The following is a 22,565-nucleotide window of genomic DNA, read 5'->3' as shown; positions in this document are numbered from 1 at the left end:
CGCCAAGAGTCGACCTCGGCCGTTCAGAGTGATTGCCTCTAGGCCGGTGCGCCGGCGACCGATCCCCTGACCACCAGGTCGACCGGCCAGACCTCGCCGCGAGCCCCCTCCTCCAGGCCGGAAATCCGCGCCGCCAGCCGTTCGGCGATGCGCGCGCCGGCCAGGCGGATCGACGAACGCGTCGTCGACAGCGGCACCGAAAAATTCTCCGGCTTCAGCCAGGGAAAGACGTCGTCATGGGCGATCAGCGACAGGTCGCCCGGAATGGTCAGGCCGAGATCGCGCACCGCGCGCACCACGCCGAGCGCCATGATCAGGCTGGAGCAGGCGATCGCCGTCGGCGCGTCGCTTTGTTCCAGCAAGCGCCGGGCAGCGCGGTAGCCATTCTCCTCGGTCATGGTGAGGGAACAGACATGCTGATCACCAAGCACCAGGCCGCTTGCCGCTAGCGCGCGCCGAACGCCGCGCTCGCGGTGGATGGCGAAGGTCTCGCGATCGTCGCCATTGATCAGCGCCAGACGCCTGTGACCGAGCTGGACGAGAAGCCGCGCCGCCTCGTGGAAGGCGCCCTCATTGTCGATGTCGGTGAAGGGATAGTCGAAATCGAAGCCTTCGCTGCGGCCATGGACGATGAAAGGAATGCCGAGCGTATTGACCAGCGCCACCCGGCGGTCGGCCGGCCTCGGCGACGAGATATAGACCGCGTCGACCTGCCGGTTGGCGACAATACGGCGGTAGGTCGTCTCCTGGTCGTCGGCATCGGCCGGTGACAGCACCAGGTCGAGCTCGTGCGAACGCGCATAGTCGCCGAGGCCGGACAGGAACTCGACGAAATGCGGGTCGATGTCGACGGTCGTCCCCGTCGGCAGCACATAGCCGATCATGCCGGTCTTGCCGGTCGCCAGCCGGCGCGCGCTCGGATTGGGGCGATAGCCGTGACGCTTGGCGGCATCGACCACCCGCCGGCGCGTTTCCTCGTTGACTTCCGGGTAGCCGTTCAATGCGCGGCTGACCGTGGTCTGCGAAAGCGCCAGCATGTGGGAGAGCTGCTTGAGGTTCACCGGAGGCCTCCAAAACCTCAAAGCGCTTTTAATCTGAATCGAGCTGGCCGCTACGAACCGCCTTGCCGAGCGCAATGACCATACGCATGGTTCGGACCGGTTTGAAGCCGAATTTGCTGCTGCACCGCCAGAAAACTGTGCTGCAGCGCACTTTCGCTGGCACTCGGCCGCAGAAATTAAATCGATTAGCGTGGCTTTCTCTTGACTCCGGATCAATTCAGTGGCGTGATCAAAATCACCAAAGCGCTTTGGAAGACTCTACGAAAGGTTGCAGTTCCTTTCCGACTGAGTCACAGTCCTGCAGCGCCGGCGGACGGAATGGAGGTTTCGTTCGGTGTTTGTCACCACTGGGAGGGAATACCGATGAAGAAAATGCTTCTGCTGGGCGCTGCGTTTGCCACGCTCGCCCTGGCCATGCCGGCGCAAGCCGAACTGAAGTTCAAGCCGGGCGAAGATCCCCGTTTCAACTGGGCCAACTACGAGGAGCTCAAGAAGGTCGACCTCAAGGGCGAGACGCTGACGATCTTCGGACCGTGGCGCGGCGAGGACGAAGGGCTTGTCCGCACCGTTCTCGATTATTTCTCCGAAGCCACCGGCGCCGAGATCAAGTACTCCTCGTCGGAGAATTACGAGCAGCAGATCGTCATCGACACGCAGGCCGGCAGCCCGCCCAACATCGCCGTGCTGCCGCAGCCGGGTCTGATCCAGGATCTGGCATCGAAGGGGCTTTTGACGCCGCTCGGCGACGACACCGCCAACTGGGTCAAGGACAATTACGGCGCCGGCCAATCCTGGGTCGACCTCGGCACCTTCAAGGACAAGGACGGCAAGCCCGGTTTCTTCGCGTTCCCCTACAAGGCCGACGTGAAATCGCTAGTCTGGTACTCGCCGGATAATTTCGAGGAAGCCGGCTACAAGGTGCCGAAGACGCAGGAAGAGCTTGCCGAGCTCGAAAAGAAGATCATCGCCGACGGCGGCACGCCATGGTGCATCGGGCTTGGTTCGGGCGGCGCCACCGGCTGGCCGGCGACCGACTGGGTCGAAGACATCATGTTGCGCACCCAGACGCCCGAGACCTACGACAAATGGGTGAAGAACGAAATTCCGTTCAATGATCCGGCCGTGGTCAACGCCATCGACATTTTCGGCAAGATCGCGACCGACGACAAAATGGTCGAGGGCGGCGCCAAGGCGGTTGCGGCGACCGATTTCCGCGACAGCCCGAAGGGCCTCTTCTCGGTGCCGCCAAAATGCTATCTGCACCACCAGGCATCATTCATCCCGACCTTCTTCCCGCAAGGCACCAAGATCGGCGAGGATGCCGACTTCTTCTATTACCCGCCCTACGCCTCCAAGCCCGATCTCGGCACTCCGGTGCTGGGCGCCGGCACGCTCGCCATGATCACCAAGGATAGCAAGAGTGCCCGCGCGTTCATCGAATTCCTGAAGCTGCCGCTCGCTCATGAGATCTGGATGGCGCAGGGTGGCTTCGTGACGCCGTTCAAGTCGGTCAACAAGGACGCCTATGCCAGCGACGCGCTGAAGAAGCAGGGCGAAATCCTGGCCAACGCCTCGACCTTCCGCTTCGATGGGTCCGACCTGATGCCGGGCAAGATCGGCGCCGGCGCCTTCTGGACCGGCATGATCGACCTGGTCGGCGGCAAGTCCGCCCAGGACGTCGCCACCGATATCCAGAAAAGCTGGGACGCGATCAAGTAAGCGGCCGGCTTGCGTTCCCAATGTGATGCGGTCCGGGCCTCAAACGGCCCGGACCTTATCCGGTGCTTGGCGTCGCGTCGATTGTCGTGAGCACAACGCATTCCGGCATGATGCGCGCCCAGTGACCTGCTTTTCGGCTGGTCGCGCTCCAGACAACTGAATCGGCGCATGATCCCGTCGCCAAAGCCATTCTCGACTGGCGGATCCGTGCGCAGGGGGAGGGACCCATGGCGGCTCAGATTTTTTCGGCGATATTCGTCATCATCATCGGCGTGGGCGGCTGCGTCGCCTATTTCTGGGGCGCCAACAAGGCACTCGATACGATCTTTCCGGCACGCGGCGTTTCCGGCAAGGCGGCGATTAACAATCTGCGGCGGCAGGGGGTGATCCGGCCGTGGCTGTTCGTCGGGCCGGCGATGATCATCCTCACCATCTACCTGATCTACCCGGTGGTGGAGACGCTGAGGCTGTCGTTCCTCGATCGCGGCGGTGGCCATTTCGTCGGCTTGGCCAACTATCAATGGGCGTTCGGCGACCGCGAGTTCCGCAACTCGATCCTCAACAACATCATCTGGCTGGCAGTGGTGCCGGCCGCCTGCACCTTCCTCGGGCTGATCATCGCCGTGCTCACCGACAAGATCTGGTGGGGCACCATCGCCAAGAGCCTGATCTTCCTGCCGCTGGCCATCTCCTTCGTCGGCGCCAGCGTCATCTGGAAATTCATCTACGAGTACCGCGGCGACGGCCAGACGCAGATCGGCCTGCTCAACGCCATCATCCAGTATTTCGGCGGCCAGCCGCAGGTCTGGATATCGCTGCCGTTCTGGAACAACTTCTTCCTGATGATCATCCTGATCTGGATCCAGACCGGCTTTGCCATGGTCATCCTGTCGTCGGCCTTGCGCGGCATTCCGGAAGAGACGCTGGAAGCCGCCGTCATCGACGGCGCCAATCCTTTCCAGATCTTCTGGAAGATCATGGTGCCGCAGATCTGGGGCACCATCGCCGTCGTCTGGACCACCATCACCATCCTGGTGCTGAAGGTTTTCGACATCGTGCTGACCATGACCAACGGCCAGTGGAACAGCCAGGTGCTGGCCAATCTGATGTTCGACTGGATGTTCCGCGGCGGCGGCGATTTCGGCCGCGGCGCCACCATCGCCATCATCATCATGATCGCGGTCATTCCGATCATGGTCTGGAACATCCGCCAGGCGAACAAAGAGACGGAGGGACATTGAGATGGCCGTGGCGACCGGAAAGTCCTTTGTCAGCCGTTTCGGCGTCCATATCGCCGTCTTCATCTTCGTTGCGATCTGGACGATCCCGACGCTCGGCATCCTGGTCTCGTCGCTGCGCGACAAGGACCAGATCATCGCTTCGGGCTGGTGGAACTCGTTCACCAGTTCCAGCCAGACGGAAGCCGGACGGCTGCCGCCCGCTTCGGCGCAGGTCGAGAAGGACGGCAAGTTCGTCCTGCAAGGCAATATCTTCGGCGACGGTCCTGCCCGCAACATCAGCGCCTTCGGCGTCAAGTCGGCCGCACCGACGCAATATCCCGCCGGCACGACAGCCGATCTCGGCGACGGCGTGACCCTGCAGCTCAATGCCGACGGCAGTTTCGTCATGACCTCGCCGAAGGCTTTCGAAAGCGAACGCGGCCAGCGCGTCTATTACGCCTCGTCGGCGCCGCCGAAATTCACCACCGACAACTACGACACGGTGCTGTTTTCGGAAGGCATCGGCCGCTCCTTCATGAATTCGCTGACCGTCACCATTCCGGCGACCGTGATCCCGATCCTGATCGCCGCGTTCGCCGCCTACGCTTTGGCGTGGATGCGCTTTCCCGGCCGGGCGCTGCTCATCGCCGTCATCATCGGCCTCCTGGTCGTGCCGCTGCAGATGTCGCTGATCCCGCTGTTGAAGCTCTACAACGGCGTCGGCAGTTTCTTCGGCGTGCCGTCGAAAACCTATCTCGGCATCTGGCTGGCACATACCGGCTTCGGCCTGCCCTTCGCCATCTATCTGTTGAGGAGCTATATCGCCGGCCTGCCACGCGAGATCATGGAATCGGCGCGCATCGATGGCGCCAGCGATTTCGAGATCTTCGTCAAGATCGTGCTGCCATTGTCGTTCCCGGTGCTGGCCTCGTTCGCCATCTTCCAGTTTCTCTGGGTGTGGAACGATCTGCTGGTGGCGATGGTTTTCCTCGGTACCGAGGGCGACCAGATCGTGCTGACCGCCAAGCTCAATGCGTTGCTCGGTTCGCGCGGCGGCGACTGGGAGATCCTGACGACATCGGCCTTCGTCACCATCATCGTGCCGCTGATCGTGTTCTTCTCGCTGCAGCGTTATTTCGTCCGCGGGCTGCTTGCCGGCTCGGTGAAAGGAGGTTGAGATCATGCAATCCGCTTTGAAGGCGACCCCGAAGCCCGATCTCGCGATCGATCGCGACTGGTGGCGAGGTGCCGTGATCTACCAGATCTACCCGCGCAGCTACCAGGATTCGAACGGCGACGGCATCGGCGACCTCAGGGGCATCATCGGCCGGCTGCCCTATATCGCCTCGCTCGGTGTCGACGCCATCTGGATCTCGCCATTCTTCAAATCGCCGATGAAGGATTTTGGCTACGACGTGTCGGATTATTGCGACGTCGATCCGATGTTCGGGACGCTCGCCGACTTCGACGCGCTGACCGCCGAGGCGCATCGGCTTGGCCTCAAGGTGATGATCGACGAGGTGCTGTCGCACACCGCCGACATCCATCCATGGTTCAAGGAAAGCCGTTCGAGCCGCAGCAATCCAAAAGCCGACTGGTATGTCTGGGCGGATGCCAAACCGGACGGCACGCCGCCCAACAACTGGCTGTCGATCTTCGGCGGCTCGGCCTGGCAGTGGGACACCAGCCGCCAGCAATATTACCTGCATAATTTCCTGGCCGAGCAGCCCGACCTCAATTTCCACAACCGCGCGGTCCAGGACGCGCTGCTCGATGTCACCCGCTTCTGGCTGGAGCGCGGCGTCGATGGCTTTCGCCTCGATACCATCAATTTCTACTTCCACAGCCAAGGGCTGGAAGACAATCCGCCGCTGCCGCCCGAGCAGCGCAACGACCAGACGGCGCCGGCCGTCAACCCCTACAACTACCAGGACCATCTCTACGACAAGAGCCGGCCTGAAAACCTCGGCTTCCTCGAACGCTTCCGCGCCCTGCTCGACGAATATCCGGCGACGGCCGCGGTTGGCGAAGTCGGCGATTCGCAGCGTGGGCTGGAAGTAGTGGCGGCCTATACTGCCGGCGGCAAGCGCGTGCACATGTGCTACTCCTTCGACTTCCTGGCGCCGGAGAAGATCAGCGCGGCAAAGGTACGCTCGGTGCTGGAAACCTTCGGCAAGGTGGCCAGCGGCGGCTGGTCGTGCTGGGCCTTCTCCAACCATGACGTGATGCGCCCTGCCTCGCGCTGGGCTGCCGGCGAGCCCGACCCGACCGCCTACCTCAAGGTCATCTCGGCGCTGCTGATGTCGTTGCGTGGCTCGGTCTGCATCTATCAGGGCGAGGAGCTCGGGCTTAGCGAGGCCGAGCTCAGCTTTGAATATCTGCAGGACCCATACGGCATCCGCTTCTGGCCGGAATTCAAGGGCCGCGATGGCTGCCGCACGCCGATGGTTTGGGACGGCGCTGCCCGCAATGGCGGCTTCTCGACGGCAAAGCCCTGGCTGCCGGTGCCCAGCAAGCATCTTGCGCAAGCGGTCAATGTGCAGCAGGGCGACGACGGCTCGCTGCTCGAGCACTACCGGCGCTTCCTGGCTTTCCGCCGCGCTCATCCGGCACTGGCCAAGGGTGATATCGAGTTCATCGAAAGCGACGACGACACCGTCGCCTTCACGCGCCGCGAAGGCAACGAGCAGATCGTCTGCGCCTTCAATCTCGGCGCAAAGCCGGCCGAGGTCGATCTTGGCGGCCGCTCACTGCAGCCCTTGCCGGGGCACGGGTTTTCGGGACAGACTGACGCCGGCACTATCCGCCTGGGCGGCTACGGCGCCTGGTTCGGGCGTATCGACTGAATTCAAGGAAGAACTGGAGGGTACCATGGCCGATGTCACGCTAAGGCAAGTGAAGAAATCATACGGCAATCTCAACATTCTGCACGGCGTCGACCTCGACATAAAGTCGGGCGAATTCATCGTCTTCGTCGGTCCGTCTGGTTGCGGCAAGTCGACCTTGCTGCGCTGCATCGCCGGGCTGGAGGAGATCACCTCGGGCGAGCTCAAGATAGACGGCGAAATCGTCAACGACGTGCCGCCGTCGAAGCGCGGCATCGCCATGGTGTTCCAGTCCTATGCGCTCTATCCGCACATGACCGTCTACGACAACATGGCGTTCTCGATGAAGATCGGCAAGGAAAGCAAGGCCGAGATCGACAAGCGGGTGCGCCAGGCGGCCGAGATCCTGCAGCTGACCAAATATCTCGACCGTCTGCCCAAGGCGATGTCGGGCGGCCAGCGCCAGCGCGTCGCTATCGGCCGCGCCATCGTGCGCAATCCCAAGGTCTTCCTGTTCGACGAGCCGCTGTCCAACCTCGACGCGGCGCTGCGCGTCGCTACCCGCATCGAGATCGCCAAGCTCAAGGAATCGATGCCGGCCACAACGATGATCTACGTCACCCACGACCAGGTCGAGGCGATGACGCTGGCCGACCGCATCGTGGTTCTGAAGGAAGGCCATATCGAACAGGTCGGCACGCCGATGGAGCTCTACAAGCGGCCCGGCAATCTGTTCGTCGCCCAGTTCATCGGCTCGCCGGCGATGAACATCTTGCCGGCAACGATCGACAAGACCGGCAACCCGACGCTCGTCAGCCATGTCGGCGGCCGCAAGGCAACGGTGCCGATCGCAACGCCTGCCTCGGCGAAAGGCGCTGCGGTGAGCTTCGGGGTGCGGCCGGAGGATCTGATGATTGCCACCGGCGCCGACTATTTGTTCGAAGGGACGGTCGATTATGTCGAGCAGCTCGGCGAGGTCCAACTCGTCTATGTCGACATCGGCCGCGCCGACCTGCCGCTGGTGACCAAGCTGCCGGGCAATGTCGAGGTCAAGCGCGGAGCGACGCTGCGGCTGACGGCGGACGCAGGCGACCTGCATATTTTCGACGCCGACGGGCGCTCTTTCGCGCTCCATGAAGCAGAAGCAAAGGCGGCTTGAAGCAGGCGTTTTTCCGCCATACAAAGACAAGAGCGGCGGGCATGGCCCGCCGCTCTTGTTTGGAATTCCAGTTCGGCTGTTAGTTGTTACCGAAGAGGTTGCGGTCGGCGCCCTGAGGCGCGGACTTGGGCACATCGCCAGACGAATTCAGCAGTTTGTAGATCGGCGAATTGGTGTCACGTACCGAAAACGTCTGCGTCTTGTCGACGTTGACGGTCGACTGCTTGTTGATGTCGGTCCCGCCAACATTGTCGTTGCGGGCATAGGCGCTGCCGGCGGCAATCAAGAGAGCGGCGGCAGTAAGAACAATCTTTTTCATTTGGGTACTCCTGGATTTTCGAATCAAGCGGCGGGCTCACCCGCCGCTTTGATGCTGGGATCGGCTATTAGTTGTTGCCGAAGAGGTTGCGGTCGGCGCCCTGGACGACCGGCTGCTTTTCAGCATGGTCCGACGTCTTGACGGAAGCCGTGTACGAGCTATCGACGAAAGGCGCAGGCTGGTTGGCACCGTTGGAACCATAATTGTCGCTAGCGGCGAAAGCGCTGCCGGTGATGGCCAGAACGACGGCGGCAGCAAGAACGATCTTTTTCATTTTAATACTCCTGAATTTCTCGGGTCCCAGGCGGCGGATAATGCCCGCCGCCCTGATGCTGGGATCGGCTGTTAGTTGTTGCCGAAGAGGTTACGGTCGGCGCCCTGGACAGGCTGCTCGTCAGCATGAGCCGGCTTCTGAATGGAAGCCGTGTACGAGCTGTCGACCGAAGCGGCAGGCTGGTTCGCACCCTTGGAACCAAAGTTGTCGCTGCCAGCGAAGGCGCTGCCGGTGATGGCCAAAACGGCGACGGCGGCAAGAGCGATCTTTTTCATTTTAGTACTCCAGTATCTCAGTTTTTCCGTCCGGCGAGCGGCGTGTCTTGGGAGGAATTCGCGTCGTCCGGACAGCCCCGATGTGGGAAAGCCAATGGCCAGTTTCCAATCACGAAGTTGTTTGGTGTGGACCAAGAATCTACACCTTGAAATTGTGCCAGAGATTCCCTCCGCCACAATTTTATTGCTAAATATCAAGTAGATAGCCCATAGCATCGGTCTGGCTGCAAGGTGGCTTGGAGAGGCAGCGTTCACAGCGTCCTGCACGCATTGTCAACAGAAACGAACCGTTCGGTTCGATTTGTTAAACCGATAAAAGTAGCAGCAGGGGTTGTTTGTCGAATCGTTAACCATTTCAGCCAAACGCGACCTTGCCGTTCTACCTGTTTTCGGCCTGTTTATGCCGGGCAGCGAAGACTGCAACGGGCAAGCAGAACCGGGTCAGACCCCGTAGCGTTCGGTGCGGATGAGTGCCGCCGGGACGCCGGCATCGATCAGTGCCTCGGCGGCGGCCGTCACGAATGCGTTCGAGCCGCAGACGAAGGCCAGCTTCGGCGGCGCGGGCAGCCTCGTCATGGCTTGCACCATCATCGCGGCGTCGATCCGCCGCGCATAATCCGCCGGACGGCGGGCCGGCTCGCGCGTCAGCGTCAGCACCAGGTCGAAGCCATCCCGGCGCTCGGCGAGGTCGATCAACTCGTCGCGAAAGATCACCTCGTCCCAGACCCGCGCGGAAAACACCAGCGCGGCGGCGACCAGCGACTCCCGCATCGCCCGGTGACGGACCATTGACATCAGCGGCACCACGCCCGACCCGCCGCCGACGAGCAAGAGCGGTCCGCCATCGCTGTCGGACCAGACGAAATGGCCGCCGAGCGGCCCGCGCAATTCGACGTCGTCGCCCACCGCCGCGATCTCGTGAAAGAACGGCGAGACCTCGCCGTCCTCGAGTTTTTCAATCGCCAGCTCGATGGTCTCGCCGGTCTCCGGTGCCGAGGCGATGGAATAGGAGCGGCGCGCCTGATAGCCGTCAGGCGCTGTCAGCCTGACGTCGACATGCTGTCCGGCACGGTAAGCGAAGGGCCGCGATGGCTGTAGGAAAAAGCTGGTGACGCGCGGCGTGCGCTTTTGGATGCGGGTGATGGTGACTGTCTGCCAGGGCGACTGCGCCGCCGGTGCGTCGCTCATAGATCGTTCGTGTAGCGCTGTTCGCGCCACGGGTCGCCATAGATATGATAGCCTCGCAGCTCCCAGAAACCCGGCTCGTCACGCTCGGTGAACTGCAGCCCGTTCAGCCATTTGGCCGATTTCCAGAAATAGAGATGTGGAACGAGCAGCCGCGCCGGCCCGCCATGATCGGGGGTGATCGGCTTGCCCTCGTAAAGCAGTGCCACCATCGCCTTGCCGCCGGTGAGATCCTTCGTCGGCACGTTGGTGGAATAGCCGTCGAAACCCAGCGCCAGCGTGAAGGCGGTGGGCGGCTCGATGCCGGCGTCGGCAAGGATGTCATCGACCAGCACGCCCTGCCACGCGGTGTCGAACTTGGTCCATGCGGTCACGCAATGGATGTCGCGCGTCATCTTGGTCAAGGACAGCGCATTGAACTCGGCCCAGTTCCACTTCTTGATCGGCCGCGGCCCGTGCTTAAGCGTGAACGACCAATCCTCGGTGCGCACATGCGGCGTCGGGCCGGCCGACAGGACCGGGAAACCTTGCTCGAGATACTGCCCCGGCGGGATACGTGCATTCGTATCCGTCGGGGGCTTTCGTCCGGAAGAGAAGCCTCGGGTAACCATCGAGAATATCCATTTGCGCAAGGTCCAATCGACCCTTGTCAGTTTTCTCGAAGACGCGCCCGCGGGCAACCGAAATCTTGGCTCGTCCTGGCGGCAGTGCTCTACGTCGATCTTGGCAGCGCGGCGCGTGCCTCAGCCACTGGCAAAGGGCACGGCGACAAACATCTGGGCGTCGCCGCGCTCGACAAGCAGCAGCACCGATTTCTTGCCGGATTTGGCAGCCTGAGAAATCGCCTGGTTAGCCTGCCTGGCGCTCCTCACCGGATGCTGGTCGACGGCGACGATGATGTCGCCGGGCTGAATGCCGGAAGCCGATGCCGCCTTGTTCGGGTCGACGCGCTCGACCAGTGCGCCGTGCTGGTTGCCTGCCAGGTTCATTGCCTGGCGCACATCCGGGGTGACGTCCATCAGGCCGAGACCGAGCGTCGGTGCGCGAAGGCCCTGCCCCGTCGACGGCTGACCCTGATCGCCGGCCACCGATCCCGTCGCCATATCGTCTTCGTTGCGCCCGATCTCGACGGAGATCTGCAGGCCCTTCCCCTTGCGCCAGACATTGAGCGCTTCCCTCGTGCCGGGCGCAATGTCGGCGACGGCGCGTGACAGGTCCCTTGGATCCTTTATGTCCTGGCCGGCGAAGCTGGTAATGACATCGCCGGTCTCGATGCCGGCCTTGGCGGCCGGCGATCCGTCGCTGACCTGCGCGACCAGCACGCCGGCGGGGTGATCGAGGCCGATGGCGCTCGCCATATCAGGCGTCACCGGCTGGATCTGGACGCCGAGATAGCCGTACTGGATGGAGCCGCCCTTCATCAGCTTGGCGACGACCTTTTGCGCCTGGTCCGAGGGGATGGCGAAGCCGACGCCGACGCTGCCGCCATTCGGCGAAAAGATCGCCGTGTTGATGCCGACGACATTGCCGTTCACATCCGTCAGCGGGCCGCCGGAATTGCCCCGGTTGATCGGTGCGTCGATCTGGATGAAATCGTCAAACGGCCCGCTGTGCAGGTCGCGGCCGCGCGCCGAGACGATGCCGGCCGTGACGGTGGTGCCAAGGCCGAAAGGATTGCCGAAGGCGAGCACCTGATCGCCCGGCATGAGCTTGTCGGAATCGCCCCATTTGACGGTCGGCAAGGGCTTGCCGGCTTTGACCTCGAGCACGGCAAGATCGTTCTTGGCGTCATGGCCGATCAATTTGGCGGGAAGCTCGGTGCCGTCGTCGAGCGTCACCTTGATCGACTGGGCGCCGTCGACGACGTGATTGTTGGTGACGATGGTGCCGTTGGCGCCGACGATGAAGCCTGAGCCGAGGGCCTCGGTGCGCGGCGCCTGTTCCGGCGGCGTCTTGGGGGCGGGCTGTCCCTGGTCATCGAAGAAATGGCGGAAATAATCGTCGAAAGGCGAGGTTCCGCCAAAGGGAGAGCCATCGCTCGTGGTGTCCGGCTGTTGGGCTTTCATGACCGTCGTGATGGTCACCACTGCCGGTTTGTCGGCCGCCACGACCGGAGCGAACGAACCGCTGGGAGCGGTCATGCCGGTGACAGGTGGCGTCACTGTTGCCGCCAGGACATCATTCAGCCTGGGAGCGAGAGGCAGGGCGAAGGGGCTGACGATCAGCGCGGCGCCCAGCAAAGCGGCGACGCGATGTCTGCGAAGGGTCTGGATTGGTGACATGGCCGTTGTCCGGGCGAGAGATTGATCGGGCGCCGCAGCGTTCCGTCACCGGAACGCTCCATCGGCGTGTCGGCCTTGCCTGTCTCGCCTGGCACGGCGGCCGACCGAATCGACAGCCCCGCATCTAGGGCGCCGATCGTGGTTTCCAGATAATATTACGAAGATTTAATTTCCGGCTGGCAGCCGCCTTGCCGGGCTGGCGCCGAAAGCCGAAAACAAAAACCCGCCTTGCGGCGGGTCGTTGGGGCAAATCAGCACCATACCCAAATTACTAGCATAGCTGCCGGCACAAAGCAAGAACAAAATAGCTACCCAAGAAAAATCGCCTCAGGTTGTGCCGCCCCTCACCGCCCCTGCCGAGGCTTCCTATGCCGCTGTCCCGTCCGTTCGCCTGAGATACGCCGAGGCGATCTCGCGCATCCGCCTGCCGTCGAAGCTCGGTCCATGACCGCCATGGCCGATGCGGATCGGCAGATCGAGCAGCCGCTGCATCGTGTGGCGGTAGGCGGCACGATCCGAATCCGGCAGGTCGTCGATCAGCGTGGCGTCGTAGATGGCGTCGCCGGCGAAGAACAGGCCGTCGGCCTCGTCGAACAGCGCGATCGAATCAGGAGAGTGGCCGGGCAGATGCAGGACGCGGAATTGGCGGTCGCCGAGGTCGACCCTATCGCCCTCGTCCAGGGTCCTAGTCAGCGGCGCCGGCGGAATCCTGTAATCGGCGGCTTTCCAGCCCTCCGCCGGCAGCCTGGAGACAGCCCCTTCCAGGTCATGGAACATGTAGGCGTAGGTAATCGCTTCATCCATGCTGCCGAACTGCGCGGCGCTGTGGCGCGGCCCTGCCCGCAACGGAAACTCGTGCAGCGAGCCGACATGATCGAGATGGATATGCGTGGCGACGACGAGCAGCGGCTTGCCGGCCGGCGTGTCGATCTGCGGCGCCAGTGGGCAGATCCCCATGCCGGTGTCGACCAGCAGGTCGACGTCGCGGCCGCGCAAATGCCAGATGTTGGCGCGCACGAATTCATGCACGAAGGGCTCGGTCAGCATGGTCGTCTCTGCGTCGACGATGGTTTTGCTGAACCAGTTGTCCATCAGATCAAGGCCGGCATCAGACGAACGGCTTGCCGACCTTGTATTTTTGCGGGACCAGCCGCTTCAGATAGGCCATCCCCGCATCGGACAGCCGGTTGACATCGGGCAGCATGAAATCATCCGGCATATGGCGCGTCTTGCCGGCGACGTTCTTCAGCGGCACCTTCTTCAGCACGGTTTTCTTGCCGTCATATTGCAGCGCCACCGAACCGCCGCCCTCGTCGGCGACCGTGACCGCGAAGGCGCCGGCGTCGAAGGCCTCCTGCGCGTCCACCGCGCTGATGGCGCCGACATAGCCGCGCGGCATGTAGCCGAGCGCATCGACGCGCGCCCGCTTGCCCGGCAATCCCTCGGCCAGCGCGCGCTCCAAGGCTGCCGGCAGGTCGCTGCCCGACAGCTTGACGTTGCCGTGCTGGTCGCGCTCCAGCCTTTCCGGCGGCACCAGGCTTTCGACCAGTGCCTTGCCGTCGGCGGTGCTGACGCCTTCGGAGACGGCAACGATGCAGCGCTTGTGGCGGTCGAGCGTGGCGCGCACGTCGTCGATGAAACCGGCCGCCGAGAACGGCCGCTCCGGCACGTAGACGAGATGCGGGCCGCTGTCCTGATCGAGCTGCCATGCCGCGGACGCGGCCGTCAGGAAACCGGCGTGCCGCCCCATGACGATGCCGACATAAATGCCCGGCAAAGCGCGGAAATCGAGATCGACCGAAAGAAACGCGCCGGCGACGAACTCGGCCGCCGACATGAAGCCGGGCGTATGGTCGTTCTCCTCGAGATCGTTGTCGATGGTTTTTGGCGCATGCACGAAGGCCATCTTGCCGCCGGCGGCGTCGGTCAGGATCTGCTGCGTGCCCGAGGTGTCGTTGCCGCCGATATAGATGAAGGCGTCGGCACCGGCTTTCTTCAAGCCGTTGAGGACGAGGTCGCAATAGGCGGCATCCGGCTTGTCGCGCGTCGAACCAAGCGCGGCGCTCGGCGTCGCCGCGATCAGCCGCAAACGGTCCTCGGGGATGGCGGAAAGATCGACGTAATTGCCGTCACGAATGCCGCGCACGCCGTGGATGGAACCAAGGACCTTGGCGCCGGGATGCCGCTTGCGGATTTCGAGCGCAGCGCCCACCACCGTTTGGTTGATGACGGCGGTCGGGCCGCCGCCTTGCGCGATCACAAAAGTTCCGGCCATTGTTCACGTCTCCCGGGCGATGAAAATCGCAGGCACATTCGCCTGTCTTGTGGCATCGCGCAACGGCAGAGGCAGTGGGTCAGTTTGAAATCGCGCCACTCTTCGCTTGCAGCGCGATAGGATCCGTTTCGATGAGCCGAAGTGACCTGACCATACTCGCCGTCTGCGCCTTGTATTTGAGAAAGTGCGGCGTGGTCAGGTGGGCCTCATAGGCCGCCCGATCGGCGTAGCATTCGATCACGCGCACCTTTTCAGGCGTGCCTTTTACTGCCACCGCATGAAGGAAAAGCACGCCCGGCTCGACGCGTACAGAAGCCTCAATCTCTTCAGCAAGCAGGGCCCTGTAGCTGCCGATCTGCTTAGGATCGATTTCCAGTTCAGCTATCCTGACAAGCGGCATCAATTGCTTTCTTGCTTCTTGCAAGGGACCACGCATGGTCGGCTTCTCCGCTTCGCTCGCCTCGATCAGCGCAACGATGTCGCGATCTCCCAAAACTTGTCAGTCACACGAGCGGACATGGCTGGGCAAGGCGAAGCGTCGCATGAATTCGCACAAAATTGTAGTACATGGGTGTGCAGTGCTAGCCGGCAGAGTAATCGCTCGAGCCTTGGCCGCCGGTCAGACGACGACCACCGGATTCTTCTTGGAGACGCGGCTGTAGAGATCGATGATGTCCTGGTTGATCAGGCGCACGCAGCCCGACGACATCGCCTGGCCGATGCTCCACCATTCGGGCGAGCCGTGGATGCGATAGCCGGTGTCGCTGCCGTTCTGATAGATGTAGAGGGCACGCGCGCCGAGCGGATTGTCGAGGCCGCCCGGCTGTCCGCTCTGCCATTTCACCAGCTCCGGCTTGCGGGCGATCATCTCGGGCGGTGGGGTCCAGACCGGCCATTCCTTGCCGTACTGGATATTGGCGCGGCCCGACCAGCGGAATCCGTCCTTGCCGATGCCGACGCCGTAACGGATCGCTTCGCCGCCGGGCTGCACCAGATAGAGCAGCCGCTCCTGCGAGTGAACGACGATCGTGCCGGGTTGCTCGCCGGTCGGATCGACGACAATCTGGCGGCGGAACTCCGGCTTGACCTTGAGGTAGGGCACCTCCGGTACATTGAAGCCACCGTCGGTGAGCGAAGCGTACATCACGTCGGGGCTGGTGATGTTCTTGTCGACGCTGATGCTCGGACGCACGGGCCGGATCGAGCCGGTGGTGACGTCGTCGAGCTGGAGCGACGGCAGATCCAGCGTCTGGCTGCAGCCGGCGACGCCGAGCAGCGCCAGCGCACCGGCGCCGGACAGCACCGTGCGGCGGGAAAGCTGTATTTCGGTTTCGATTGCGTCGCCATTATGCGGCAGCGACAGACCGTGCGGCAACTCACGCATTTACCCAAACCCTACGCTATCGGCGGGAAACACGGTCCGGCCGGATAGCAGGCATTTTCACCAATCATGGTTGAAAAAGCGTGAAGGCCAGCCATCTGCCGTTAACGAGGGGCTTTTTCGGTTTTTGCCTCTTTACATCTTCGCGAGGCCAAGGATTTATCCTCTTCTTTGAGCTCAAGGAGAAGAAAATGTCCTTCGAAAACTGGGCCGCATTTGCCGCCGCCTCGGCAGTCCTTCTGGTCATTCCGGGCCCGACCATCCTGCTGGTGGTGTCCTATGCGCTCGGCCAGGGCTGGCGCACCGCGCTGCCGATGGCAGTCGGCGTGGCGCTCGGCGACTTCACCGCAATGACACTGTCGATGCTGGGCATCGGCGCGCTGCTGGCGGCGTCGGCCACCGTATTCACCGTGCTGAAGGTGATCGGCGCCGGCTATCTGATCTATCTCGGCATAAAGCTGTTTCGCGCCGGCGGCGCGCTGCGGGCCGAACCGCGCACCGATGCGGTGTCATCGGCCAAGATGACGGCACATGCCTGGCTGGTTACCGCGCTCAATCCGAAAAGCATCACCTTTTTCGTCGCCTTCCTGCCGCAGTTCCTCGACCGGCATGCGGATTTCTGGACACAGATGCTGATCTTCGAGACGACCTTCCTGGCGCTCGCCTTCGCCAATGCCTTCGGTTATGCGCTGATCGCCGCAAGGGCGCGCAACGTCGTGCGCAATCCAAAGGCGATCCGCATCTTCAACCGCACCGGCGGCACGCTGCTGGTCGGCGCCGGCATCGCCACGGTGGCGATGCGCTCGGGCAACTGAGGACAAGCCATGGCGGTCAGGGATGCATTTGGCCTAGCGCTGTCTGGCGCGACGGAGGCCGGGTTTTCGTCCTACAGCCAGGCTGTGCGCGAATTGCAGTGCTTCATCGGCGATCCTGTCGGTTCCGTTGACCGGGCAATCGCCGAAGATCCCGGCTTCGTCATGGCGCATGTGTTCAAGGGTTATCTCTTTGGCCTCGCCACCGAGCGTGAAGCGACGGCGGTGGCCAAGGCATGTCACGAGGCAGCGCTGCCGCTTGCCGCGACGACGCGCGAGCAGGCGCATGTCGCCGCGCTTGGCCACCTTGCGGAGGGCCGCTGGCACGAGGCCGCCCGCGTGCTGGAGGATATCGCCATCGAGTTCCCGCTCGATGCGCTGGCGCTGCAGACCGGCCACCAGATCGACTTCTTCACCGGCAACGCCCGCATGCTGCGCGACCGCATCGGCCGCGCGCTGCCGTCCTGGCAGAGCGGCATGCCGGGCTACCACGCCATACTCGGCATGCAGGCCTTTGGGCTGGAGGAAATGGGCGACTACGCGCGCGCCGAAAAACTTGGCCGCACGGCGGTCGATATCGAGCCGCGCGACGGCTGGGCCCAGCATGCCGTCGCCCACGTCATGGAGATGCAGAGCCGGCAGAAGGACGGCATTCTGTGGATGCGCGCCAACCCCGAAGCGTGGACGCGGGAAAGCTTTCTGCAGGTGCACAATTGGTGGCACCTGGCGCTGTTCCACTACGACCTCGGCGAGACCGACGAGGTGCTGGCGCTCTACGACGGGCCGATCTATGCCGAGCGCTCGACGCTGGCGCTCAACATGGTCGATGCCTCGGCGATCCTGTGGCGGCTGCATCTCGGCGGCGTCGATGTCGGCGACCGCTGGACGGCGCTGGCCGCCAACTGGTTGCCCAAGGCCAGCGCCGGCAACTATGCCTTCAACGACGCCCACGCGATGATGGCGTTTGTCGGCGCCGCCCTCGAAGCGCCGGCCCGCGGCTTGCTCGAGGCGCAGCGCGAGGCGATGCAGGGCAAAGACGACAACGCTGGTTTCACCAGGGATGTCGGCCATCCCCTGACGCTCGCCATCAAGGCATTCGGCGACGGTAATTATGCCGAGACGATCCGCCTGATCCGGCCGATCCGGGCGATCGCCCATCGCTTCGGCGGCAGCCACGCCCAACGCGACGTCATCGACCTGACGCTGATCGAGGCGGCATTGCGTTCCGGTGATGGTGCGCTGGCGCGGGCGCTTGCCGCGGAACGCGCGCTGGCACGGCCGGACAGCCCGCTATCGGCACTGTTTTCACGGCGCGCAACCGCTCTCGCGGCGAATTGACCAAGACTAAATCTTGCCTTAAAAACTGCCCCGGCAAGATTTTTTCGAGTGTCGAAAAAATCTTCACGTGTTGACCGGAGCGCTTGTCCGGCGGCACGATTGCCGGGATATCTTCGCCGCCTCTGTCGCAGGCAGAGGCGGGGGAGCAAGAAAGACCGTCGCCGCCAGGCCTGACGGACATGGGAGGAAACATGTATCTCGGCCTCGATCTCGGCACGTCGGGCGTCAAGGCGCTGCTGATCGATGCAAAGCAGAGCATCGTCGGTTCCGGCCACGCGTCGCTCGACGTGTCGCGCCCGCATCCCAGCTGGTCCGAGCAGAACCCGGCCGAGTGGATCCGCGCCTGCGAAGCGGCGATCGCCGAGCTGCGATCCGCGCATGCGAAGGAGCTCGCGGCGGTCAAAGGCATCGGCCTTTCCGGCCATATGCATGGCGCCACCCTGCTCGACGCCGCCGACCAGGTGCTGCGCCCCTGCATCCTGTGGAACGACACACGCAGCCACGCCGAGGCGGCCGCACTCGACGCCGACCCGCGCTTTCGCAAGCTGACCGGCAACATCGTCTTTCCCGGCTTCACCGCGCCAAAGCTCGCCTGGGTGAAAAACAACGAACCGGCTGTTTTCGCCAAGGTGGCAAAGGTCCTGCTGCCGAAGGACTTTTTGCGGCTCTGGCTCGCCGGCGAGCATATTTCGGAAATGTCGGATTCGGCTGGCACGTCGTGGCTCGACGTCGGCAAACGAGCCTGGTCCGCCGAACTGCTCGCCGCCACGTCGCTCGACGAAAGGCAGATGCCGTCATTGGTCGAAGGCACGGCAAAGGCCGGTACCTTGCGCAGCGAACTGGCTACGAAATGGGGTATGCAGGCGGGCATCCCGATCGCCGGCGGCGCCGGCGACAACGCAGCCTCGGCCTGCGGCATGGGCACGGTCGGCGCCGGCCAGGCTTTCGTCTCACTCGGCACGTCCGGCGTGCTTTTTGCCGCCAACGCGGCCTATCTGCCCAACCCGGAAAGCGCCGTGCATACATTCTGCCATGCCCTGCCCGGCACCTGGCATCAGATGGGCGTCATCCTGTCGGCAACCGATTCGCTCAACTGGCTATCGGCAATCGCGGGCAAAGGTGCTGGCGAGTTGACCGCCGAACTCGGCGATGCGCTGCAGGCGCCGACCGGTGTCTCCTTCCTGCCCTATCTCTCAGGCGAACGGACGCCGCACAATGATTCCGCCATTCGCGGCGCGTTTACGGGGCTTGCACACGAATCCGGCCGCGCGGCGCTGACCCAGGCCGTGCTCGAAGGCGTCGCTTTCGCTTTCCGCGACAGCCTGGAAGCTCTGGCCAAGGCCGGCACGACGCTGACCCGGGTGACGGCGATCGGCGGCGGCTCGCGTTCGCGCTACTGGTTGAAGGCCATCGCCACCGCGCTTGGCCTGCCCATCGATATTCCCGCCGACGGCGATTTCGGCGCCGCGTTCGGTGCGGCCCGGCTTGGCCTGATCGCGGCGACCGCTGCCGATCCGCGCGCCGTGTGCACGGCGCCGGCGACGGACGCCACGGTCGAGCCGGTCGCCGCCCTCGGCGACGCCTATGCGCAGGCCTATCAGCGCTACCGCCAGCTTTACCCGGCGATCAGGACTGTAACCGCGTGAGCTGGCGCTTACCCCCCTCTGGCCTGCCCTCTTTGCCACCATTTGGCATCTCCCCCTCAAGGGGGGAGATCGGCAGCGTCGACGGCTATGCAAGTCTTGCAAGATCGGTGATTGGCGAAGGCGGAAAGGCCAGCCAATCTCCCCCCTTGAGGGGGAGATGCACGGTAGGGCAGAGGGGGGTGCTTGGCCCCCACTTTGCCGAAATTTCCTCACTGTGCCGGCACCTTGTCGAGAAAGCCGGTGACGCTTTTCAGCCGGCCATTTTCGATGATGCCGATATCGGTGCCTTCGATGACGGGCTCGGTGCCGTCCGGCCCAAGGTTCCACGAAAAGCGGATGGCGTCAGCGAAGCCGTCCGGCTCGCCTTTCAGCGAGAACCTGAAGCCGGCAAAGCGCTGCTGCACGCCTTCGATCAGCGCGGCGATGCCGTCATGGCCGTCGCCCTGCATGATCGGATCGCGGTAGCCGACATCCTCGGTGAAGGTCGTCTTGAGCAAGGCTTTCCTGCGCGCGGCGTCACTCTCGTTCCAGGCGGCGATGTAGTTTTCGGCAATGGTGTTGAGGTCGGTCATGGTCTGTCTCCTTCGTTGGATGCTCTTGACATGAGCCTTTTCGACCAACGCCAGCGCGAAACCAATTACGCTTGAGGTAATCAGGCCGAACCATGCGAGAGGAAAAGAACATGACCAGCGGTTTTTTCGGCGACATCCAACAGATCAAATATGAGGGACCGGATTCGACCAATCCGCTGGCCTACCGGTTCTACAATCCCGACGAGATCGTCGCCGGCAAGCGGCTGGAAGACCATCTGCGCTTTGCCGTCGCCTACTGGCATTCCTTTGCCTGGCCAGGCGGCGATCCGTTCGGCGGCCAGACGTTTGACCGGCCGTGGTTCCCCAAGGCCGGCGGTACCGACACGATGGAGCTGGCCAAGCTCAAGGCCGACGTCGCCTTCGAGATGTTTTCGCTGCTGGGCGCGCCTTATTTCTGCTTCCACGATGCCGATGTGCGGCCGGAGGGCCGGGACTTTTCCGAAAGTGCGGCGCGGCTCGACGAGATCGCCGATTATTTCTCGGGAAAGATGAAGCAGACTGGCGTCAAGCTGTTGTGGGGCACGGCCAACCTGTTCTCCAACCGCCGCTTCATGTCGGGCGCCGCCACCAATCCCGATCCGGACGTCTTTGCCTATTCGGCCGCGACGGTGAAACACTGCATCGACATCACCAAGCGGCTGAACGGCGAGAACTACGTGCTGTGGGGCGGCCGCGAGGGCTATGAGACGCTGCTCAACACCGACCTTGCCCGCGAGCAGGAACAGGCCGGCCGCTTTCTCAATCTGGTCGTCGACTACAAGCACAGGATCGGCTTCGAAGGCACCATCCTGATCGAGCCGAAGCCTCAGGAACCGACCAAGCACCAGTATGATTACGACGTCGCCACCGTCTATGGCTTCCTCAAGCGTTTCGGACTGGAGAACGAGGTCAAGCTCAACATCGAGCAAGGCCACGCCATCCTGGCCGGCCATTCGTTCGAGCATGAACTGGCGCTGGCCAATGCGCTCGGCATTTTCGGCTCGATCGACATGAACCGCAACGACTACCAATCGGGCTGGGACACCGACCAGTTCCCAAACAATGTACCGGAGATGGCGCTCGCCTATTATCACGTACTGCAGGCGGGCGGCTTCAAGACCGGCGGCACCAATTTCGACGCCAAGCTCAGGCGCCAGTCGCTCGATCCGCAGGATCTGCTGATCGGTCATATCGGCGGCATGGATTGCTGCGCTCGAGGCCTCAAGGCAGCGGCACGCATGGTCGAGGACAAGGCGCTGTCGGCGCCGCTCGCCGAGCGCTATGCCGGCTGGGATTCGGCCGAGGCCAAGGCGATGCTTGCCGGCAAGCGCACGCTGGAGGAAATTGCTGATCGCGTCGTCAAGGAGAAGATCGAGCCGCAGCCCCGATCCGGCCGCCAGGAACTGCTCGAGAATATCGTCAACCGGTACGTCTGAGGCGTACCGATTCGCGGCCGCATTGTTCAGCGGCCGCCGGCTGACGACTTTCCGCGGGGCCGAAACCGACAAGGTTTGCCCGGTGCGACACTTTCGGTCTGCTTGCTGACCGGGCCTGGCATATGTCCTAGCCGTGATCGAGGCCTCTTAGGTAGGCGCAGAACATGTCGGCCATGGCGTCGGCGTAGGCTTCGATCTCCGCCGGGGTTCGGGGCGCCTCCGAGAACTGCTTCCCCACCGTGCTCAGCGTCGTCATGACCAGGTCGCCGGCCAATTCGCGCGTCGCTTGCGCGGCGTTGGGCAGCGCCTCCTGCATGAAGAGCTGGATGGTGCGGTCTCCGGACGCCCTTGCCGCCTGCGCCTCAGGCGCGTCGCGGTAAAGCGGTGCGGCGTCGTCAAGCGCCACACGCACCGCAGCCTCGTCACACTCCGAGCGGAGGAAGGCGTGGACCAGGCCGCGCAGCCGTTCAAGCGGCGGTTTCCTGATATCTTCGAGGATGTCGCGCAGCAAGTCGGTCGTCTGCCGCCATTCGTCGCTCTGGAGCCGAAACAGGATCGCCGCCTTGTTCGGAAAATACTGATACAGCGATCCGACGCTGACACCGGCCTTCTCGGCCACCCGCGCCGTGGTGAAGCGCTGCGCGCCTTCCCTCGCCAAAACCTGAACAGCAGCCTCCAAAATCGCAGCAACGAGCTCCGCCGAGCGGGCCTGCTTGGGCTGTTTTCGCGAGGAAATCCGCGGACTTCGGTGATCGCTCATTGAGAGGCGCGCCAATGCGATTAGTG

22 protein-coding genes are annotated in these 22,565 nt (G+C 63.2%); 9 read left to right on the top strand and 13 right to left on the bottom strand.

Going from position 1 to position 22,565, the window contains the following annotated elements; genetic code table 11:
- Positions 1-38 precede the first annotated feature (38 nt).
- A complete protein-coding gene (locus tag NKH63_RS22530; RefSeq protein ID WP_352495219.1) occupies positions 39-1,061 on the bottom strand; it encodes a substrate-binding domain-containing protein in 1,023 nt (340 codons plus the stop codon).
- Positions 1,062-1,424: 363 nt separating this feature from the next.
- On the opposite strand from NKH63_RS22530, the gene NKH63_RS22525 reads away from it, so the two are divergent.
- From NKH63_RS22525 to NKH63_RS22505, 5 genes are all read left to right on the top strand, one after another.
- Positions 1,425-2,780: an ABC transporter substrate-binding protein gene (locus NKH63_RS22525; protein WP_352484360.1), complete on the top strand. Its 1,356-nt coding sequence runs from the start codon at positions 1,425-1,427 to the stop codon at positions 2,778-2,780.
- Positions 2,781-3,007: 227 nt separating this feature from the next.
- Entirely contained in the window at positions 3,008-4,021 is a 1,014-nt protein-coding gene (locus tag NKH63_RS22520; RefSeq protein WP_023718341.1) for a carbohydrate ABC transporter permease, read from the top strand.
- A 1-nt stretch (position 4,022) separates the two neighbouring features.
- A complete protein-coding gene (locus NKH63_RS22515; protein WP_023718340.1) occupies positions 4,023-5,177 on the top strand; it encodes a carbohydrate ABC transporter permease in 1,155 nt (384 codons plus the stop codon).
- A 4-nt stretch (positions 5,178-5,181) separates the two neighbouring features.
- Positions 5,182-6,846, top strand: a complete 1,665-nt coding sequence (gene bglA / locus NKH63_RS22510; RefSeq protein WP_352918800.1) for a beta-galactosidase BglA — start codon at positions 5,182-5,184, stop codon at positions 6,844-6,846.
- 25 nt (positions 6,847-6,871) lie between these two features.
- A complete protein-coding gene (locus NKH63_RS22505) occupies positions 6,872-7,984 on the top strand; it encodes an ABC transporter ATP-binding protein (RefSeq protein WP_023718338.1) in 1,113 nt (370 codons plus the stop codon).
- A 79-nt stretch (positions 7,985-8,063) separates the two neighbouring features.
- Here the strand turns inward: NKH63_RS22505 and NKH63_RS22500 are convergent, their stop codons facing one another.
- The 10 genes from NKH63_RS22500 to NKH63_RS22455 all read right to left on the bottom strand — a co-directional run bounded on the left by NKH63_RS22500 (position 8,064) and on the right by NKH63_RS22455 (position 15,978).
- Positions 8,064-8,303, bottom strand: coding sequence for a DUF680 domain-containing protein (locus NKH63_RS22500; RefSeq protein WP_352495222.1), 240 nt, complete (start codon positions 8,301-8,303; stop codon positions 8,064-8,066).
- 67 nt (positions 8,304-8,370) lie between these two features.
- Positions 8,371-8,577 carry a DUF680 domain-containing protein gene (locus NKH63_RS22495; RefSeq protein WP_352918797.1) on the bottom strand — a complete coding sequence of 69 codons (207 nt, stop codon included), beginning with the start codon at positions 8,575-8,577 and terminating at the stop codon, positions 8,371-8,373.
- 71 nt (positions 8,578-8,648) lie between these two features.
- The gene (locus NKH63_RS22490; RefSeq protein WP_023718335.1) at positions 8,649-8,852 is read right to left on the bottom strand and encodes a DUF680 domain-containing protein; all 204 of its coding nucleotides are present in this window, start codon (positions 8,850-8,852) and stop codon (positions 8,649-8,651) included.
- 441 nt (positions 8,853-9,293) lie between these two features.
- Positions 9,294-10,040, bottom strand: a complete 747-nt coding sequence (locus NKH63_RS22485; protein WP_352495224.1) for an FAD-binding oxidoreductase — start codon at positions 10,038-10,040, stop codon at positions 9,294-9,296.
- Positions 10,037-10,648 carry a molybdopterin-dependent oxidoreductase gene (locus NKH63_RS22480; protein WP_352495225.1) on the bottom strand — a complete coding sequence of 204 codons (612 nt, stop codon included), beginning with the start codon at positions 10,646-10,648 and terminating at the stop codon, positions 10,037-10,039. Before NKH63_RS22480 ends, NKH63_RS22485 begins: the two co-directional genes overlap by 4 nt.
- Positions 10,649-10,780: 132 nt before the next feature.
- On the bottom strand, positions 10,781-12,319 hold the full coding sequence (locus tag NKH63_RS22475; RefSeq protein WP_023718332.1) for a DegQ family serine endoprotease: 1,539 nt from the start codon (positions 12,317-12,319) through the stop codon (positions 10,781-10,783).
- Between the two features lie 366 nt (positions 12,320-12,685).
- On the bottom strand, positions 12,686-13,411 hold the full coding sequence (locus tag NKH63_RS22470; RefSeq protein ID WP_352495226.1) for an MBL fold metallo-hydrolase: 726 nt from the start codon (positions 13,409-13,411) through the stop codon (positions 12,686-12,688).
- Positions 13,412-13,427: 16 nt separating this feature from the next.
- Positions 13,428-14,594, bottom strand: a complete 1,167-nt coding sequence (locus NKH63_RS22465; protein WP_352484717.1) for a diphosphate--fructose-6-phosphate 1-phosphotransferase — start codon at positions 14,592-14,594, stop codon at positions 13,428-13,430.
- Between the two features lie 79 nt (positions 14,595-14,673).
- Positions 14,674-14,994, bottom strand: coding sequence for a putative quinol monooxygenase (locus tag NKH63_RS22460; RefSeq protein WP_031193766.1), 321 nt, complete (start codon positions 14,992-14,994; stop codon positions 14,674-14,676).
- A gap of 219 nt (positions 14,995-15,213) precedes the next feature.
- Positions 15,214-15,978 carry a L,D-transpeptidase gene (locus NKH63_RS22455; protein ID WP_352495227.1) on the bottom strand — a complete coding sequence of 255 codons (765 nt, stop codon included), beginning with the start codon at positions 15,976-15,978 and terminating at the stop codon, positions 15,214-15,216.
- Positions 15,979-16,166: 188 nt separating this feature from the next.
- Between NKH63_RS22455 and NKH63_RS22450 the strand changes: the two genes are divergently transcribed.
- The 3 genes from NKH63_RS22450 (at position 16,167) to xylB (ending at position 19,771) form a co-directional block, all read left to right on the top strand.
- Positions 16,167-16,790 carry a LysE family translocator gene (locus tag NKH63_RS22450; protein WP_023718327.1) on the top strand — a complete coding sequence of 208 codons (624 nt, stop codon included), beginning with the start codon at positions 16,167-16,169 and terminating at the stop codon, positions 16,788-16,790.
- A gap of 9 nt (positions 16,791-16,799) precedes the next feature.
- Positions 16,800-18,125 (top strand): tetratricopeptide repeat protein, encoded by a 1,326-nt coding sequence (locus NKH63_RS22445; protein WP_352918794.1) that lies wholly within the window; start codon positions 16,800-16,802, stop codon positions 18,123-18,125.
- Positions 18,126-18,316: 191 nt separating this feature from the next.
- Positions 18,317-19,771 carry a xylulokinase gene (gene xylB, locus NKH63_RS22440; RefSeq protein ID WP_352847730.1) on the top strand — a complete coding sequence of 485 codons (1,455 nt, stop codon included), beginning with the start codon at positions 18,317-18,319 and terminating at the stop codon, positions 19,769-19,771.
- A gap of 209 nt (positions 19,772-19,980) precedes the next feature.
- Here xylB and NKH63_RS22435 read toward each other — a convergent pair whose 3' ends face one another.
- Positions 19,981-20,343: a nuclear transport factor 2 family protein gene (locus NKH63_RS22435; protein WP_352484709.1), complete on the bottom strand. Its 363-nt coding sequence runs from the start codon at positions 20,341-20,343 to the stop codon at positions 19,981-19,983.
- 110 nt (positions 20,344-20,453) lie between these two features.
- On the opposite strand from NKH63_RS22435, the gene xylA reads away from it, so the two are divergent.
- A complete protein-coding gene (xylA, locus tag NKH63_RS22430; protein ID WP_023718323.1) occupies positions 20,454-21,779 on the top strand; it encodes a xylose isomerase in 1,326 nt (441 codons plus the stop codon).
- 127 nt (positions 21,780-21,906) lie between these two features.
- Here xylA and NKH63_RS22425 read toward each other — a convergent pair whose 3' ends face one another.
- Positions 21,907-22,539, bottom strand: coding sequence for a TetR/AcrR family transcriptional regulator (locus NKH63_RS22425; RefSeq protein WP_352716472.1), 633 nt, complete (start codon positions 22,537-22,539; stop codon positions 21,907-21,909).
- Between the last annotated feature and the right edge of the window lie 26 nt (positions 22,540-22,565).

Source organism: Mesorhizobium sp. M0960, from assembly GCF_040319055.1.
GTDB lineage: Bacteria > Pseudomonadota > Alphaproteobacteria > Rhizobiales > Rhizobiaceae > Mesorhizobium.
This window is presented reverse-complemented; position numbering and strand designations above follow the sequence as displayed.